This window comes from Rhizobium sp. CNPSo 3670 (genome assembly GCF_057784555.1).
On the sequence record NZ_JBXSOL010000006.1, the window covers coordinates 25,562 to 42,354 of the forward strand.

General features: G+C 61.3%; 14 protein-coding genes and 1 tRNA gene. 10 read left to right on the forward strand and 5 right to left on the reverse strand.

What is annotated here, in order from left to right:
* Nucleotides 1-27 precede the first annotated feature (27 nt).
* From AC13QO_RS07615 to AC13QO_RS07625, 3 genes are all read right to left on the reverse strand, one after another.
* Nucleotides 28-282: a DUF2934 domain-containing protein gene (locus tag AC13QO_RS07615; protein WP_488540352.1), complete on the reverse strand. Its 255-nt coding sequence runs from the start codon at nt 280-282 to the stop codon at nt 28-30.
* 220 nt (nt 283-502) lie between these two features.
* Entirely contained in the window at nt 503-1,915 is a 1,413-nt protein-coding gene (locus tag AC13QO_RS07620; protein WP_285193325.1) for an RtcB family protein, read from the reverse strand.
* Between the two features lie 552 nt (nt 1,916-2,467).
* Complete coding sequence (locus AC13QO_RS07625; protein ID WP_488540353.1) at nt 2,468-4,021, reverse strand: RNA-binding protein; 1,554 nt, start codon at nt 4,019-4,021, stop codon at nt 2,468-2,470.
* Between the two features lie 211 nt (nt 4,022-4,232).
* Between AC13QO_RS07625 and rtcR the strand changes: the two genes are divergently transcribed.
* The gene (gene rtcR / locus AC13QO_RS07630) at nt 4,233-5,840 is read left to right on the forward strand and encodes an RNA repair transcriptional activator RtcR (RefSeq protein ID WP_488540354.1); all 1,608 of its coding nucleotides are present in this window, start codon (nt 4,233-4,235) and stop codon (nt 5,838-5,840) included.
* A 114-nt stretch (nt 5,841-5,954) separates the two neighbouring features.
* On the opposite strand, the gene AC13QO_RS07635 is transcribed toward rtcR, so the two are convergent.
* Nucleotides 5,955-6,029: transfer RNA gene (locus AC13QO_RS07635), tRNA-Gly, on the reverse strand.
* 258 nt (nt 6,030-6,287) lie between these two features.
* On the opposite strand from AC13QO_RS07635, the gene AC13QO_RS07640 reads away from it, so the two are divergent.
* The 4 genes from AC13QO_RS07640 to AC13QO_RS07655 all read left to right on the forward strand — a co-directional run bounded on the left by AC13QO_RS07640 (nt 6,288) and on the right by AC13QO_RS07655 (nt 8,787).
* On the forward strand, nt 6,288-6,797 hold the full coding sequence (locus AC13QO_RS07640; RefSeq protein WP_085780232.1) for a prolyl-tRNA synthetase associated domain-containing protein: 510 nt from the start codon (nt 6,288-6,290) through the stop codon (nt 6,795-6,797).
* Between the two features lie 56 nt (nt 6,798-6,853).
* Complete coding sequence (gene trxA, locus AC13QO_RS07645) at nt 6,854-7,828, forward strand: thioredoxin (protein ID WP_183706492.1); 975 nt, start codon at nt 6,854-6,856, stop codon at nt 7,826-7,828.
* Nucleotides 7,829-7,902: 74 nt separating this feature from the next.
* Nucleotides 7,903-8,589: an LON peptidase substrate-binding domain-containing protein gene (locus AC13QO_RS07650; protein ID WP_176536246.1), complete on the forward strand. Its 687-nt coding sequence runs from the start codon at nt 7,903-7,905 to the stop codon at nt 8,587-8,589.
* Between the two features lie 9 nt (nt 8,590-8,598).
* On the forward strand, nt 8,599-8,787 hold the full coding sequence (locus AC13QO_RS07655; RefSeq protein WP_003567459.1) for a Trm112 family protein: 189 nt from the start codon (nt 8,599-8,601) through the stop codon (nt 8,785-8,787).
* A 15-nt stretch (nt 8,788-8,802) separates the two neighbouring features.
* Here AC13QO_RS07655 and AC13QO_RS07660 read toward each other — a convergent pair whose 3' ends face one another.
* Complete coding sequence (locus AC13QO_RS07660) at nt 8,803-10,017, reverse strand: ubiquinone biosynthesis hydroxylase (protein ID WP_488540355.1); 1,215 nt, start codon at nt 10,015-10,017, stop codon at nt 8,803-8,805.
* An 84-nt stretch (nt 10,018-10,101) separates the two neighbouring features.
* On the opposite strand from AC13QO_RS07660, the gene tesB reads away from it, so the two are divergent.
* The 5 genes from tesB (at nt 10,102) to AC13QO_RS07685 (ending at nt 16,720) form a co-directional block, all read left to right on the forward strand.
* A complete protein-coding gene (gene tesB / locus AC13QO_RS07665) occupies nt 10,102-10,986 on the forward strand; it encodes an acyl-CoA thioesterase II (protein WP_434711633.1) in 885 nt (294 codons plus the stop codon).
* 210 nt (nt 10,987-11,196) lie between these two features.
* A complete protein-coding gene (locus AC13QO_RS07670; protein ID WP_003543684.1) occupies nt 11,197-11,547 on the forward strand; it encodes a P-II family nitrogen regulator in 351 nt (116 codons plus the stop codon).
* A gap of 27 nt (nt 11,548-11,574) precedes the next feature.
* Nucleotides 11,575-12,999, forward strand: coding sequence for an ammonium transporter (locus AC13QO_RS07675; RefSeq protein WP_085779780.1), 1,425 nt, complete (start codon nt 11,575-11,577; stop codon nt 12,997-12,999).
* Nucleotides 13,000-13,242: 243 nt separating this feature from the next.
* Complete coding sequence (locus AC13QO_RS07680) at nt 13,243-15,912, forward strand: FtsK/SpoIIIE family DNA translocase (RefSeq protein ID WP_488540356.1); 2,670 nt, start codon at nt 13,243-13,245, stop codon at nt 15,910-15,912.
* A gap of 139 nt (nt 15,913-16,051) precedes the next feature.
* Nucleotides 16,052-16,720, forward strand: a complete 669-nt coding sequence (locus tag AC13QO_RS07685; RefSeq protein WP_064805551.1) for an outer membrane lipoprotein carrier protein LolA — start codon at nt 16,052-16,054, stop codon at nt 16,718-16,720.
* The last annotated feature ends 73 nt before the right edge of the window (nt 16,721-16,793 follow it).

A 16,793-nucleotide genomic window follows, 5' to 3' on the forward strand; every position in this document is an offset into this window, starting at 1 on the left:
AGTGCTTCAATTCGACTTGAAAAGCTTTTAACGCGCCGCTTTCAGCTGAAGGCCGTTCTCGACGGCGGGGACCACCCCATCATAGACCCGCATCAGCCGTCCGGCCGCCTTCAGTTTCTCGATAAGGTCATTTCCGTCGGGCGAGGCTTTGGTCAATTCCAGTTGCTCGAATTCCTTGAGCGCCTGCATCCAGTGGCTTTCCCCGCGCCCCTCGGGCCGGCCTTCCGATTCCCACAGCGAATAAGCGCGCTGGCTGACCCAGGCGTCCCGATTGTGACTCATAACAAACCCCAGCCGAAAAATTTGGAAGCAAATTTCGATAGCCGACAAGGTGCCACAGTTGGCTTTAGGAGTGGTTACGAGGCAACGTTAGTTTTTAGATAATGCGAAGAGATGCGGATACTTAGGCCCTGATAAAGTAATAGGAACCGGCGGCAGAATTGCCGCACGTATCGTGCTGCGGCCCTTGCCAATACGGCAAAGGCCGGAGCACTGGAGGCAATCAACGGCGTTCCCGTTTGCGACGCCAGGGTGCGTCCTTCTGCCAGTCGCCGGCCATGATGCTTCCATACGGAACGACCTCGTCGACCACCTCGGCCAGACCGTAGTGCTCAATCTGCGCACGCACATTGGCGGCGGACTTGTAGGCGCTCGGCAGTTCCGAGACGTCGGCAAAGCCCGAGAAGAAGCGAACGTCCAGACCCGCCGTCTCCTTTTCCATGATCGCCGCCATGTTGTTCGGGCTCAAGCCGCGGGCATCCGCGCCATATTCTTCCGCCAGGCGCCTGATATGGGCGCTGCGCGAGAAATTACGGCCGGCGCCGTGTGGCGAGAAGCCGAGGCCATGGACGGCGTTGGAGCCGCGGACGATCAGGATCGGTTCCGCCATGTTCAGCGGAATGATCGTCAGATCGGTGGCATCCTCAGCCCATTTGTCGAAGGCCGGCGTCGCTCCCTTGCCGTGATAGAAGAGGCCGTCCGATTTCCGGAAAACGAAATTGTGCTCGTTCCAGAAACGATCGGCCACCTTCGCCGAGAGTGCCTTTGCCGCCATGTCATGCACGACATAATGGTTTTCCCTCGTCCACTGCCGGATGGCCTGCAGAGCCGACCAGTAGAGGTCGCCCTCTTCGGTGTCGGCGGGAATCCATGCATTGTCCCGCAGGGTTTCCGGCGAGATCTGCTCGCGAAAGCGGTTCGCGGCCTTCATGCCCTTGTCGTAGAGCCGGGCACCCGGTGCACGCGACCCGTGATGGGTGACGAGCGCGGTCTCGCCGGTCGATTTTATCGTTCCGACAAAAGCGAAATGATTGCCGTCGCCCTGCGTGCCGAAATGTTCGATGCCGGCGCTCAGCGCCCCGTCCCGCAGGAACGGGTTCTGCTGGAAGGCAGACAGTGTCGCTTCGGAAGGCTTGATCTGCGCACCGCGCGGGCGGCCACCAGGCCCGAAATGCGTTACCTCATGCACGGCGTCGAGAAGCGATTTCGGATCGACATCCGGAAAGATCGAGATTGCCATGGAGCAGCAGATGTCAGCTGAGTGCATCCCCGGATGGATCGCCTCGGATGCCACGACACCGCCAACCGGAATGGTGCCGACCGGCCCGGCCGGGCAGGCGTCCGGCATGATCGCCGCAGCCCGCACGACCGGCGTGCGCACCAGCGCCCGCATCGTAGCATTGACCTTTTCGACATTGTCCTGCTCGAAGGCGTTCTCGGCGCGGATATTGGAATAGATCTCGATATCGTTATCCGATCTCAGGGCGAGCGTCGGCCCCGGCTGAAAAGCCCTTGCTGCTTCAAGCGCCTCCGCGGCCGAACCGCCCTGGCTCAAAACCCTGTTGGCCGCATCGAGAGCCGGACGAAACCACTTGCCCTGGCTCATGCCTGCGTCGATCAGATCCTGTCCGCTCATTATCTCGGTCATCTTCTTTTCTGCGTCTGCAGTCCTTCTTCTTGGTTACGTTTCATGCTCGCCTGGGCAACGATTTTCCCGGACGCCAGGCATTTTTGCAGCGGCGACAAAGGTGGACGAAACCGAGTGGCCCCGCTCGTGCCAGAGAGCGCTGCCGGGACAGGAGTCGAACCTGTCAGGCCACCTCGATACGGAGGCTGTAGTTTCGTCCGGCATTCGCCGCTGCAATTCTCGTCATGGCGACAAGTCCTGAGGAAACATCTTGCGCATCCTTCTCCCTTTCGGGATTCGGGCGACAAGGCGGGCCTTGAACCCGCGCCCGGGATTACCGATGTAGTTTTCCCGGCATTCGCCATGTCTTTAACATGTCTTTCGATTGGTCCGTGACGACGAGATGTGGTGGAACACCCGCTCTATCCGCTGAGCTACGGGTCCTTGTTTTTTGGGGGACCCGACGGGATTCGAACCCGCGACCTGGAGAGTGACAGTCTGTAGTTCCATCCGGCATTCGTCACTGTGCCTCGCGCCGTTCACTGGCGGCGCGAAGCAATTTCAAAGATCGGTCGCCTCGATCCTGCGAACCCATTCGCCCGGGCCGGATTTGCCGGCTGCGAAGCTGGTGATGGCTCCGTAGACGGCATCCGAGAAGCCGCCGATATTCAGCACGTCCTCTCCCGCTGCCGGCGTCTGGACGTAGGGCTGGATGTCGAGGCAGACCAGCTTCGCCGCCGGGTTCAGCCTCTTGATCCGCGCCCATTCAGCCATCATCGCGGTCGCTTGGCCGTGCCCCCGCGCATCCATCCAGGACTGGTTGTCCGAGACGAAGAGCACGAGGTCGACCGCCGCCTTCTCCTTTGCCAGCAGCCGCAGCGGCGCGGAGCAGTTCGTTCCGCCGCCGCCGACTGCCGCGAGCTTCGCCGCATTGGTCATCACGCTGTCACGCCCGTTCAGCTGGACGTTCACGACGTCCTGTTCGAACGGGATGATACGCGTCTGCCGGTTACGCCGCAGGAACGACGCAGCCACGAGTGCTGCGACATCGATGCAGCGGACGGTTGATGTCGCGCCCTTTCGGTAGCCGGTGACGGGGGACGACATGGAGCCGGAGACATCCGGGCAGACCACGACATTCCCGCCGATCGTCGGCACGCTGGAGACTGCCATCTCCATCGCATCCTGCAGAGCATCCGCAACGACAGCCGGAACCGACCGGTTCGCCATATGCCACGCCACCATCAACTGGTAGGGGAAGACACGCGCCTTGCGCACCGCTTCCGGATCGGCGATCCGCGCAGCAAGCCGTGCGGCCATGCCATCCACCTCGAACACGCCGTTTCGAGCAAAGGTGTTGAGGTTCTGGCGCACCATCTGCCACGAGCCCTTCAAGGCGATTTCCGACCACTGCTCCCTGCTCAGACCAAGCGAGGTCAGCATCTGGAACGGTACGGGCGGCAGCGGCAAGCCGTTATTGCGCTTGAATGCTTCGAACGCCTTTACCTCCGCCGGCAATGCGGCGACGTCATACGGCTTGCCGATCGCCCAGGCGTAGAGCGCACGACGTTCCGCGTCTCGCGGCTTCGGATGTACCATCCGGATCACATCCGGCAGCGACGGATCATTGCCGACCATCGCATGCAGAAACTGTTCCGTCGTCACCCGGTCGAACCAGGCCTGCACCATCTTCTTCGGCCGCGATCCGAGCGATTTCCGGCCAGTCACACCCGACCGCATGACCTGCACGAAGCCGCGCAACATCTTGCCGCTCTTCACGACACGCGGAAACGCCCGCGCAAAGGCATCGCTTTCGAGGCCCGAAAGCATCGCCAGCAGCATGACCGGCATGTCCTTCATATGGCCCTTCTCCGCCGCGTAGACCGCAAGCTTTGCCAGGAATTCCGGCTCGACCTCCGCGCCAAGGCGCATCACGGCATCGAGCTGTTCCCCGGCATCCGCATAGAACGTGTCGCCGAATGTTCCGGTGACGGCATATTGCGCCAGGGCTTCACGCGGCGAGAGAGCATAGGCTGCTGCGCCTTCGTGGTTGGTCGTCGTCGTGCCGGCGAGCAGCTTTCCGAAATAGGATCTGAAGATTGCCTTGTTCACCATGGCAGCACCTCTTTGATTTGGTTCTGCCGAATACAATTCAAGTGGCGTGCCAGTCTGTAAAATCCGCGACAAGTTTCCGCGAAATAGATCATAAACTTTTGATTTCAAATATAAAAATTTATAAGAGAATTTCTGCCTTGCAAATTGCCAAGTTCGAGAAGGCGGAATAGTCTATCTGGTAATATAGGGATTTTATAATTTTGGATAAATGATGAAGCGCCGAGTCGCCATCAGCATTCTTGGAACGACTCTCGACGTGGGCCGGCGGGAAGACCGATGGACGCGCTGGCGGCCGAACGTCGGCCTTTGCCAACAGGCCGGTCTTTTTATCGATCGGCTGGAATTGATCCACGACAGCCATTCCGACTGGCTGGCCAAGACTGTGATCAGGGATATCGAGACGATTTCGCCCGCGACGGAGGTTCGCCAGCGCATCATCAATCTGCGGGACCCCTGGGACTTTTCCGAAGTCTATACGAGCCTCAGGGATTTTGCCCGGGACTACAGTTTCGATCCCGAGGCCGAAGACTATTTCGTCAACATCACCACCGGCACCCATGTCGCCCAGATCTGCTGGTTCCTCCTGACCGAAGCGCGCATCATCCCCGGCAGGTTGCTGCAGCTCTCTCCGCCGCGCGAGCGCGAGCCGGGACAGGATTTCGCGGGAACCCATCGCATCATCGATCTTGATCTCTCGCGCTATGACGAAATCGCCAAGCGCTTCGCATCCGAACAGGCCGATGCCGCCTCATTTCTGAAATCCGGTATTTCGACGCGAAACCCCGCCTTCAACCGCATGATCGACGAGATCGAGCGCGTTGTGATCCGTTCTACCGCACCCGTCTTGCTGACCGGCCCGACCGGCGCGGGAAAATCGCAACTTGCCAAGCGCATCTACGAACTCAAGAGGGTCGAGCGAAAAGTCAGCGGTCCGTTCGTTGAGGTCAACTGCGCAACGCTCCGCGGCGATCACGCCATGTCGGCGCTTTTCGGCCATGTCAAAGGCGCCTTTACCGGCGCGGCAGGCGAACGGCCCGGCCTGCTGAAGTCGGCGGACAGAGGTGTGCTCTTTCTCGATGAGATCGGCGAACTCGGCCTGGATGAGCAGGCCATGTGCCTGCGGGCGATCGAGGAGAAGCGCTTCCTGCCGGTCGGCGCGGACCGTGAAGTTTCCGCCGACTTCCAGCTTCTGGCGGGTACCAATCGCGATCTCGGTGAAGCCGTCCACCACGGTCAATTCCGCGAAGATCTCTTTGCCCGGCTCAATCTATGGACTTTCCAGCTGCCGGCGTTGCGCGAGCGCAAGGAGGATATCGAGCCCAATCTCGATTTCGAACTTCGACGTTTCCTCGATCGCGAAGGGCAGAATGTGACCTTCAACAAGGAGGCTCGAAGCCGCTATCTCACGTTTGCGACCGGCCCCGATGCTCTCTGGAGCGCGAACTTCCGCGACTTGTCCGCCTCCGTGACGCGCATGGCAACACTCGCGCCTCAAGGCCGAATCACTGTCGAGGTAGTCGACGACGAGATTCGACGCCTGAAGGCCGCCTGGCGCGGCTCCTCGGGACGCCGGTCATCCGACGACATCCTCATCGATCTGCTCGGCGAGGACGCCGTTAACAGCCTCGATCGTTTCGACGCCGTTCAACTCGCCGCCGTTGTTGGCACCTGCCAGGAGCATGTCAGCGCCAGTGCCGCGGGCCGGGCACTGTTTGCAAACTCGCGACTGGAAAAAAAGAGCAGCAACGACGCCGATCGGCTTGCCAAATATCTCGCGCGCTTTGATCTGAAATTCGAAGACGTAAGAAAATCCCGCTAGGCGGCGTCTCCTCATCAGCACCTGGCCCTTGCGAACCATCGCCAACCGGACGTTGGGAGGCTGCCACTTGGGTCCGTTCCGTACCTGTGTCTTCGGGATGTGTAAGAGAAAAACTGGAGCGGGCGAAGGGATTCGAACCCTCGACCCCAACCTTGGCAAGGTTGTGCTCTACCCCTGAGCTACACCCGCTCAATCCGCATCGGTCCGGGGTAGTCGTTGGACCGTGGGCGCCGCCTCGTGGCGACGGGCGCTATATGGCCTAACGGATTTTCAAATGCAACAGGGAAATGACGGAGAAGCGAAGAAAAATTTCGGTGTTCGGCGAGGCAGAGCGGAAAGGCCGCAAAACTGGGGGCAGAGCGTCGGTTGCGAAGATTGCCAAATATTGTGGACGGACTTAATCAGGACGCCTCGATTTTTCCTTATCTCCGTTCGATGGATTGCCCGATGTCCGATAATACCCCCAAGACAAGAGAAGAATTGTTCGCCTTCCTCGACGGGCTCGGCATCGCCCATAAGACAGTGGATCATGCGCCTGTTTTCACCGTGGCCGAATCAGTTGCATTGCGCGACGCGATCCCCGGCGGCCACACGAAGAATCTTTTCATCAAGGACAAGAAGGACAGGTATTTCCTGCTGACGGTGGAGGAGAATGCCGAGGTCGACCTCAAGCAGGTTCACACCATTATTGGCGGGTCCGGCCGGGTCTCCTTCGGCAGAGCGGAGAAGCTGATGGAGTATCTCGGTGTCATTCCGGGAGCGGTCACTGCCTTCGGCGCGATCAACGACATCGGCGGAAACGTTACTTTCGTGCTCGATGCCGATCTGATGGCCGAGGAAATCATCAACTGCCATCCGCTCTCCAACGATGCGACAACATCGATTGCGAGCGGCGACCTCATCCGTTTCATGGAAGCGACCGGACATAAGCCGCTTGTCTTGAAAGTGACGTCCTGACATACGATTTTAGCGCTACAATGACGCCGGCAGGATCGGCGCGGCGGGAGATACCTATGAGCGGCAGCAACAACCCCTATAACGGTTCCTTCGGAAATCAGATGTCGGCGACGGCAAGCTTCGGCGCTCAGCCGGAAGCGGCGGCTGCGGCCGGCAGCTACATCAGCGACACGACGACTGCGAATTTCGGCAAGGACGTCATTGAGGCGTCGCGCAAACAGCCGGTGCTGGTCGATTTCTGGGCGCCGTGGTGCGGTCCCTGCAAGCAACTGACGCCGGTCCTGGAGAAGGTGGTCAATGAGGCCAAGGGCCGCGTTCGACTGGTCAAGATGAACATCGACGACCATCCCTCGATTGCCGGTCAGCTCGGAATCCAGTCGATCCCCGCCGTCATTGCCTTCGTCAACGGCCGTCCGGCTGACGGCTTCATGGGTGCGGTGCCGGAAAGTCAGATCACTCAGTTCATCGACCGTATTGCCGGGCCTGCCGGTGCCGATGAGGCGGCCGAAATCGAAGCCGTGCTGACGGAAGCGGCGGAGCTGCTCGCTGCTGGCAACGTCAACGAGGCGGCGCAGCTTTACGGCGCGGTCATGCAGGCCGATCCGGAGAATGCCAAGGCGCTTGCCGGGATGGCCGAATGCATGATCGCCGCAAACCAGCATCAGCGGGCCCGCGAAACGCTGACTGATCTGCCCGAGGAGCTTGCGAAGGACGCCGGCATCCAGGCGGTGCTGAAGAAGCTCGACCAGATCGAGGAGGCGCGCAAGCTCGGCGATCCCGTCGCGCTCGAGCAGGAGCTGGCGACCAATCCCGACAATCACGAGGCGCGGCTGAAGCTCGCCAAGATCCTCAATGTCGAAGGCCGGCGCGAGGAAGCCGCCGAACATCTGCTTCTCATCATGCGCAAGGATCGCGCCTTCGACGATGACGGCGCCCGCCGGCAACTGCTGCAGTTCTTCGAGGTCTGGGGTTTCAAGGATCCGGCGACGGTTGCCGCGCGGCGCAAGCTTTCGGCAATGCTGTTCTCTTAAGATGAACATCCGCCCTTGCGTTTTCGGGCGGGGGCACCACATTCTCGTCAGGACGGGCGCGCCCGTCCACCAGAATGCGGGACGGTTTCATGCAAGTCGGTAATGCCAGATACCTGAAGCCGGGCGATCTGCCTGATGCGATCGCAGTCTTCCCCCTGACCGGGGCCCTCCTCCTGCCCGCCGGGCAGCTTCCCCTCAACATCTTCGAGCCGCGTTATCTGGCGATGCTGGATGCAGCCCTTGCCGGAAACCGGCTGATCGGGATGGTCCAGCCGGCACTCGGCGAACATGAGGACAAGGGCGGCGAGCACAACCTTGCCGCCGTCGGCTGCCTCGGTCGCATCACCTCCTTTGCCGAGACCGGCGACGGGCGCTATATCGTGTCTCTGACCGGCGTCTGCCGCTTCCGGCTCCTGGAGGAGAAGGTGACCAGCGATCCCTTCCGCACCTTCCGCATCGCGCCCTTCATTGCCGATCTCTCGGCCGAGAACGAGGAGGAGGCGGTCGACCGTACGGCGCTGCTGACCGCTTTTAAGGCCTATCTCGATGCCAATAAGCTGGAGGCCGACTGGGAGAGCGTCGAGCGGGCCAGCAACCTGACGCTCGTCAATTCACTTGCCATGATGTCGCCGTTCGGGCCGGCTGAAAAACAGGCGCTCCTGGAGGCGCCGGACCTGAAGACGCGGGCCGAGACGCTGATCGCCATTACCGAAATCGTGCTGGCGCGGGTCTTCGGTGACTCCGATACGGTTCTGCAGTAAACTGTGGTCATGGACGAAAAACTGAGCCGCGTCGATCCGAAACTGCTGGAACTCCTGGTCTGTCCGCTCTCCAAGGGGCGGCTTTCCTATGATCGCGAACATAATGAGCTCGTCTCGGAAAAGGCGCAGCTTGCCTATCCGATCCGCGACGGCATTCCGATCATGCTGGTGTCCGAGGCCCGCCGGCTCGACGAATAGCCTCTCCGAATTCGGCTAAATCGTCTGGCCGGCCAGCAGCCGCGGATTATCCTTTGCCGCTGTTCCGGCCGCCTGGCTGATGAAGAAGGATTTGAGGCGCGGCAGCCGGTCGACGATGCCGAGACCGACATCGCGGGCGATACGGATCGGCATTGCGTCGTTGGAGAAGAGCCGGTTCAGCACGTCGGTCGTCACGCCCATACGGAAGGTGTCGAAGCGCCGCCAGGTCTGGTAGCGCTCGAGGATGTTGATCGAGCCGATATCGAGACCGAGGCGGTCGGCCTCGACGATCGTTTCGGCGAGCGCCGCCACGTCCTTGAAGCCGAGATTGAGGCCCTGTCCCGAAATCGGGTGGATACCGTGGGCGGCGTCGCCGGCCAGCGCCAGACGCGGAGCGACGAAGGCGCGGGCAAGCGTCAGGCCGAGCGGAAAGGCGCGTTTGTCGCCGATGACCTTGAGCGCCCCGAGCTTGTGGCCGAAGCGGCGTTCCAGCTCCTCCTCGAAGATCAGATCGTCGGCGGCAACCAGCCTGTCGGCATCATGCGTGCGTTCCGTCCAGACGAGCGAGGAGCGGTTGTTCCGGAGCGGCAGGATGGCGAAGGGGCCGGCCGGCAGAAAATGCTCTTCGGCACAGCCGTCATGCGGCCGCTCATGTTCGACGGTCGCGACAATGCCGGACTGCCCGTAGTCCCAGGTGACGGTCCTGATGCCGGCGAGATCGCGCAGCCTTGAGCGCACGCCGTCGCAGGCAACCACCAGCCGGGATTCCAGCGTGCTGCCGTCCGAAAGCGTGACGCCGGCATGGCTGTCGTGAGTTTTGAGTTCCGTCGCCCCAAGCCCGTGGCGGATGTCGATGCCGAGCCGCTGGCAGAGACCGCGCAGTGCTGCAACCATGGCAAGGTTCGGGATCATGTGTGCGAAGGGCCGGCCTTCCTCCACTTCGCCGTCGAACGTCAGGAATACGGGACGGACCGGATCGGAGGTCCGGGAATCGGTGACGATCATCTTGGTGATCGGCTGCGCTTCAGGCTCTATCTCGTTCCAGATGCCGAAGACTTCGAGCATCTTTGAGGCCGCCGCGATGATGGCTGAAGCGCGCGTATCGTTTTTCCAGACATGCTCGGGGGCGGCCTCCACGACCGCGACGTTCAGATGGGGTGCTGCCTGCTTGACCGCGACCGCCGCAGAAAGGCCGACATACCCCCCGCCCACAACCAGCATATCCAGCATCGCGCCGCTCCCGTACCTTGTGCCTCAGATGTGATCTATATAGATCATCGCAACTTCACTTCCTACCGCCGGGAGGCATACAAAATGACGCGCGAGACGAGCGAACCTTCGGCGATGGAGAGGCTGCTTGCGACGCTCGATCTGGAGCCGATCGAGGTCGATATCTTCCGCGGCCGCAGTCCGCAGGCCGGCTGGCAGCGGGTCTTCGGCGGCCAGGTCATCGGCCAGGCGCTGATGGCGGCACAGCGCACCATCGGGGCCGAGCGCTTCGTTCATTCGCTGCACGCTTATTTCATGCGCCCCGGCGATCCCTCGGTACCGATCATCTACCAGGTGGAGCGCATCCGCGACGGATCGAGCTTCAACACCCGGCGCGTCGTCGCTATCCAGCACGGCAAGGCAATCTTCGCGCTGTCGGCTTCTTTCCAGGTCGAGGAAGCAGGCTTCGACCACCAGATCGCCATGCCCGAGGTGGCGATGCCCGAAGAGCTGCTTGGCGAGCAGCAGATCAAGGAGCAATATCTCGCGCATGCACCGGAAGCGATCCGGAAATATTGGGAGCGCGAGCGGCCGATCGAGATCCGTCCCGTCTCGCTGACCCATTATTTTTCCGACAGGAAGCTCGAGCCCCGGCAGGACGTCTGGGTGCGCGCCACCGGTCCGGTTCCCGATGACCGGCTCTATCAGGCGGCGGTGCTTGCCTATCTCTCAGACATGACGCTGCTCGATACGTCGCTTTATGCCCACGGAACGTCCATCTTCGACCAGAGCCTGCAGGTGGCAAGTCTCGATCACTCCATGTGGTTCCACCGACCCTGCAAACTCGACGACTGGCTGCTCTATACGCAGGACAGCCCTTCGGCTTCGGGCGCCAGGGGATTAACCCGCGGGAGCCTGTTCACCCGGACAGGTGTGCTGATCGCATCGGTCGCGCAAGAAGGATTGATTCGGAAAAAGGCAAATGAATAAATAACAGGCATATTTGCAGATTTGCGCATTATTTGTGCGCTTATTGCTCGGTCAATTGCCTGTTTATTGGCATTCCCAATTATAACATTTATTTTTCAATAAGTTAACTTCGGCTTCGAATCTGGCACGTCCTTTGAATGTATATCGCCGGTCGCTGTTCAGGAACGTCAGCGGCAAGGAGAGTCGGCTCCGCGCCGAGGATAACGAAGGATGGGAAACCAGATGAAAATTGTGATGGCTATTATCAAGCCGTTCAAGCTCGATGAGGTCCGCGAAGCCCTTACGGCGATCGGCATTCAGGGCCTGACCGTAACCGAAGTGAAGGGCTACGGGCGCCAGAAGGGGCATACCGAAATCTATCGCGGCACCGAATATGCGGTCAGCTTCCTGCCGAAGCTCAAGATCGAAATCGCGGTTGCATCGGAACTTGTCGACAGGGCGGTCGAAGCCATCGCGGCGTCGGCCAAGACCGGCCAGATCGGTGACGGCAAGATTTTCGTCTATTCGATCGACCATGCCGTGCGCATCCGTACGGGCGAAACCGATTCAGAAGCGCTGTAAGAACGGCAGATCAAGGAGCCTTTTCCAATGTCAATCTCGAAGTTTTCTTCCACCTTTGCGCGCGTCGGCGCTGCATCGGCCGCGCTTCTTGCGCCGGCCGTCGCTTTTGCGCAGGAGACTGCCGCGCCAGCTGCTGCCGCCGCTGCTCCTGCCTTCACCATGGACAAGGGTGACAATACCTGGATGCTCGTCTCCTCGGCGCTCGTCCTTCTGATGACCATCCCCGGCCTTGCGCTTTTCTACGGCGGTCTCGTGCGCGCCAAAAACATGCTCTCCGTGCTGATGCAGGTCTTCATGATCACGGCGGTCGTGTCGCTGATCTGGGTGACCTACGGCTATTCGCTCGCCTTTACCGACGGCGGCTCGCTGAACAGCTTCATCGGCGGCTTCTCCAAGGCCTTCCTCGCCGGCGTCAACACATCGTCGCTTGCCGAAACCTTCTCGAAGGGCGTCGCCATTCCGGAATACACCTTCATCGTCTTCCAGATGACCTTCGCCTGCATCACGCCCGGCCTGATCGTCGGCGCCTTCGCCGAACGCGTCAAGTTCTCGGCCGTCATGCTCTTCGTCGTGCTGTGGGTCACCTTCATCTACTTCCCGATGGCGCACATGGTCTGGTTCTGGGGCGGCCCGAGCTCCTACAGCGCACCGGCCGGCCTGATCTTCTCTTACGGCGCAATCGACTTCGCCGGCGGCACGGTCGTTCACATCAATGCCGGTATCGCCGGCCTTGTCGGCGCCATCATGCTCGGCAAGCGCACGGGCTATAAGAAGGAAATCATGGCTCCGCATTCGATGACGCTGACCATGGTCGGTGCCTCGCTGCTCTGGGTCGGCTGGTTCGGCTTCAATGCCGGCTCCAACCTCGAAGCCAATGGCTATGCATCGCTTGCGATGATCAACACCTTCGTCGCGACGGCCGCCGCCGCCGTGTCCTGGTGCATCGTCGAAAGCCTCGCCCGCGGCAAGGCCTCGATGCTCGGCGGCGCTTCCGGTGCCGTCGCCGGTCTCGTCGCCATCACGCCGGCGGCAGGTTTTGCCGGTCCGATGGGCTCGATCGTTCTCGGCCTCGTCGTCTCGCCGATCTGCTACTTCTTCGTCGACGTCGTGAAGAATAAGTTCAACTATGACGACAGCCTCGACGTCTTCGGCGTCCACTGCATCGGTGGCATCATCGGCGCTCTCGGCACCGGCATCCTCGTCAATCCGGCGCTGGGCGGTGCAGGCATTGTCGACTATTCGACGGCTGATTTTGCCGCCACCTATGCCGGCACGGCAACCCAGGTCTTGAACCAGGCGAAGGGCGTTCTCACCACCCTCCTGTGGTCGGGCATCGGTTCGGCGATCCTCTACAAGATCGTCGACGTCGTCATCGGCCTGCGCGTCTCCGTCGAGGCCGAGCGCGAAGGTCTCGACCTGGCGACCCACGGCGAAGCCGCCTATCACTCGTAATCTCGGCGTTGGGCGCCCGCGTGAGGGCGCCCCACACAGCCCGTCGCGGCTCTCACCAAGAGCCGCTCTTGGCCCGAACCTTCCACCGGTTCGGGCCTTTTTATTTTCATCGCCGGCATTGGGCACGCCGGAATGCATGGTTAACATCGCTTTAACCCGGCTCTGGTTAGGTAGAGCGGACGCATTTGGCATGGCGAGGCTTCGGCGATTCGCCTGCCCTCAGGCATTGGACGGGTTAGACACATGGCAAGAAGCACGTCGCCGGCAATGGATGGCCGTCCGGATCGGTTCTCCTTCTCGGCATTCATGCTGCGGCAGATCCAGGCACTCATCGGCTTTGCGATCTTTCTGCTGCTGGCTTTCTCAGTTGCGGCGCTGGCGACGTGGAATGTCGCCGATCCGAGCTATTCCTACGCCACTGCCAACCTGCCGACGAATATTCTCGGCTACAGCGGTGCTGCCTTTGCCGATATCGTCATGCAGTTTCTGGGGCTTGCCAGTGTCGTGGCGATGCTGCCGATCGTGGCCTGGGCACTGACGATGATCTCCGGCCGTCGCTTCGACCGCATTCCCGCCCGCATCGGCGCCTGGCTTGCCGGCTCCGTGCTTTCCTCCGCCGTCATCGGCTGTTTTCCTCCGCCGCTCACCTGGCCGATCCCGAACGGTATCGGCGGCGTCATCGGCGATATGATTCTGCGTTTTCCCGCACTCTTCGTCGGCGCCTATCCCACAGGGACCTTCGCCATGGTCGTCGGCTGCATTTTTGCCGTGCCGACGGCCTGGATGATGCTCTTCGCATCAGGCCTCGTCGGCCGCAGCGAGACCGAGGACGAAATCGAGGACGATTACGTCGAGACAACAAGCAAGGCGCGGGTGGTCGGAGACGAGGATGAGGAAGAGGACGAATCGCGCTGGGTCGCTTTCAGCGGCGCGATGACGCATGCCTGGTTCATGAGCCAGGGCCGGCTGCGCCGGCTGTTCGGCATGGGACCGCGCAAGCGGCGCCAGGGTGATTTCGAATCACCCTATGATTTCAACGACGATGAATTCGGCACGCTGAACGAACCGGTCCGCGCCAAAGCGCCGCCCGTCCGCGGCGAGCGCCTCGAGCCGTCGATGGAGCCGCGCTCGGCTTCGCTCCGCCGCGTCGCCGCGCCATCGCTTTCCATCGACGATGAGGATGAGGACGACGATCCGCCCTTCGATACCGACATGCCGCCGCGTCCGGCCGACATTCTGCCTGACGACGATGATGACGACTGGATGATCCGTGCGCCGGCAAAAGCCGCCGCCAAGCCGGAGCCTCGCGTCGTCCCGGCGATCACGCGTCCGAAGCCCGGCGCGCGTGTCGAGCGGGAAGCGCAGGGCTCGTTCATTCGTCCCGAGGGCTTCCAGCTTCCCTCCATGCATTTGCTCGCCGAGCCCAGGAACGTGGTGCGCGATTCGACACTGTCGGCCGATGCGCTGGAGCAGAATGCCCGCATGCTCGAAGGCGTGCTCGAGGATTTCGGCGTCAAGGGCGAAATCATTCATGTCCGTCCCGGCCCCGTAGTCACGCTGTACGAACTGGAGCCGGCGCCCGGCATCAAATCGTCGCGCGTCATCGGCCTTGCCGACGATATCGCCCGTTCGATGAGCGCCATTGCCGCCCGCGTCGCCGTCGTGCCGGGCCGCAATGCGATCGGTATCGAACTGCCGAACCAGACACGCGAGACCGTCTATCTCCGCGAACTGATCGCGTCGCGGGATTTCGACGGCAGCAAGGCCAAGCTCGCCATGGCGCTCGGCAAGACGATCGGCGGCGAAGCCGTCATCGCCGACCTCGCCAAGATGCCGCACCTGCTCGTCGCCGGCACCACCGGTTCGGGCAAATCGGTCGCCATCAACACGATGATCCTGTCGCTGCTCTACCGCATGACGCCGGAACAGTGCCGGCTGATCATGATCGACCCGAAGATGCTCGAACTCTCCGTCTATGACGGCATTCCGCATCTGCTTTCGCCTGTTGTCACCGATCCGAAGAAGGCCGTCGTCGCGCTGAAATGGACGGTGCGCGAGATGGAAGAGCGCTACAAGAAGATGTCGAAGATCGGCGTGCGCAACATCGACGGCTTCAACACGCGCGTCGAACAGGCCTTGTCGAAGGGTGAGGTGATCTCGCGCACGGTGCAGACCGGCTTCGACCGCCATACCGGCGAAGCCATGTACGAGACCGAGGAATTCGATCTGAAGCCGATGCCCTATATCGTCGTCATCATCGATGAAATGGCCGATCTGATGATGGTCGCCGGCAAGGATATCGAAGGCGCGGTCCAACGCCTGGCGCAAATGGCGCGTGCGGCCGGCATCCACGTGATCATGGCGACCCAGCGCCCTTCGGTCGACGTCATCACCGGCACGATCAAGGCGAACTTCCCGACCCGCATCTCCTTCCAGGTCACCTCGAAGATCGACAGCCGCACAATTCTCGGCGAACAGGGCGCCGAACAGCTGCTCGGCATGGGCGACATGCTCTACATGGCGGGCGGCGGGCGCATCCAGCGCGTCCACGGCCCGTTCGTTTCTGATGTCGAGGTGGAAGAGATCGTCTCCTACCTGAAGACGCAGGGTTCGCCGCAATATCTCGATGCGATCACCGCCGATGACGACGAGGACGGCGATTATGGCGGCGGCGGCCCGGCCGGCACGTCGAACCTTTCGGATTCGGAAGATCCCTATGATCAGGCCGTCGCCATCGTGCTGCGCGACGGCAAGGCTTCGACCTCTTACGTCCAACGCCGACTTGGTATCGGCTATAATAGAGCCGCCTCGCTGATCGAGCGCATGGAGAAGGAAGGCATCATCGGGCCGGCCAACCATGCCGGCAAACGAGAAATCCTCGTTCCGACCGAGGGCGACATCCTCGACCGCTGAGACAAGCGCCATATATTTCTGATGTGGCCGCTTTGGCGGAAACGTAACGGCATCAACGCCGTTGCTTTTCGCGCGCCGATCGCAACGCCTTGAAGACGCCGCCTTTCAGCGGCATGCAGATCGCATTAAGGAGATTTAGATGCGTAACTCCGATTCCTTCCTCTCCGGCCTGGCGATGACGCGCCGCGATCTTCTCGGCGCTTTCGCCGTCGCTGCTATGGCGAGCGCCGTTCCTCTCAGCGCCATCGCGCAGGCGGCAGCGCCCGCCTCCGGCACCGCGCAGGCAATCGCGGATCATTTCTCCGGCGTCACGACGATGCAGGGCGAATTCGTCCAGTTCGGTCCGCGCGGCGAGCAGACCGGCGGTAAGTTCTTCATCCAGCGTCCCGGCAAGCTGCGTTTCAACTACGACGACCCGTCGCCGATGCGGGTGATAGCCGACGGCAAGAATGTCGCCATCGGCAATATGAAGCTCAAGACCTGGGATCTCTATCCGCTCTCGAAGACTCCGCTCAGCCTGCTCCTGGCGCAGCATATCGACCTTTCGGCCGGCATGGTGAAGGGCGTGAAGGAGGAGTCGGACCTGACGACGATCGCGCTCGGCAACAATACCGTGTTCGGAAACTCGACCATCACCATGATGTTCGATCCGAAGACCTATGATCTGCGCCAGTGGACGATCACCGACAACCAGGGCAAGGATACGTCGGTGATGATCTTCAACGTGAAGACGGGCGTGCAGTTCGACGACCGCGTCTTCCGGGTGCCCTACGAGAGCATTCCCGGGACGGCAGCTTCACGCGACTGAGGGTTTTCGGTTGATCGCCTGAAGCCTTTGCACGCTGCCAGTTTCCTCCTGCGTGCCGTTGTTCTAAAGCCCT

Coding starts and splice junctions, on each gene's coding strand:
- tesB (WP_434711633.1), top strand. CDS start 10,102: ATGACGCGCGAGACGAGCGAACCTTCGGCGATGGAGAGGCTGCTTGCG.
- AC13QO_RS07615 (WP_488540352.1), bottom strand. CDS start 282: ATGAGTCACAATCGGGACGCCTGGGTCAGCCAGCGCGCTTATTCGCTG.
- AC13QO_RS07670 (WP_003543684.1), top strand. CDS start 11,197: ATGGGAAACCAGATGAAAATTGTGATGGCTATTATCAAGCCGTTCAAG.
- AC13QO_RS07680 (WP_488540356.1), top strand. CDS start 13,243: ATGGCAAGAAGCACGTCGCCGGCAATGGATGGCCGTCCGGATCGGTTC.
- rtcR (WP_488540354.1), top strand. CDS start 4,233: ATGAAGCGCCGAGTCGCCATCAGCATTCTTGGAACGACTCTCGACGTG.
- AC13QO_RS07625 (WP_488540353.1), bottom strand. CDS start 4,021: ATGGTGAACAAGGCAATCTTCAGATCCTATTTCGGAAAGCTGCTCGCC.
- AC13QO_RS07640 (WP_085780232.1), top strand. CDS start 6,288: ATGTCCGATAATACCCCCAAGACAAGAGAAGAATTGTTCGCCTTCCTC.
- AC13QO_RS07620 (WP_285193325.1), bottom strand. CDS start 1,915: ATGAGCGGACAGGATCTGATCGACGCAGGCATGAGCCAGGGCAAGTGG.
- AC13QO_RS07660 (WP_488540355.1), bottom strand. CDS start 10,017: ATGCTGGATATGCTGGTTGTGGGCGGGGGGTATGTCGGCCTTTCTGCG.
- AC13QO_RS07685 (WP_064805551.1), top strand. CDS start 16,052: ATGCGTAACTCCGATTCCTTCCTCTCCGGCCTGGCGATGACGCGCCGC.
- AC13QO_RS07675 (WP_085779780.1), top strand. CDS start 11,575: ATGTCAATCTCGAAGTTTTCTTCCACCTTTGCGCGCGTCGGCGCTGCA.
- trxA (WP_183706492.1), top strand. CDS start 6,854: ATGAGCGGCAGCAACAACCCCTATAACGGTTCCTTCGGAAATCAGATG.
- AC13QO_RS07650 (WP_176536246.1), top strand. CDS start 7,903: ATGCGGGACGGTTTCATGCAAGTCGGTAATGCCAGATACCTGAAGCCG.
- AC13QO_RS07655 (WP_003567459.1), top strand. CDS start 8,599: ATGGACGAAAAACTGAGCCGCGTCGATCCGAAACTGCTGGAACTCCTG.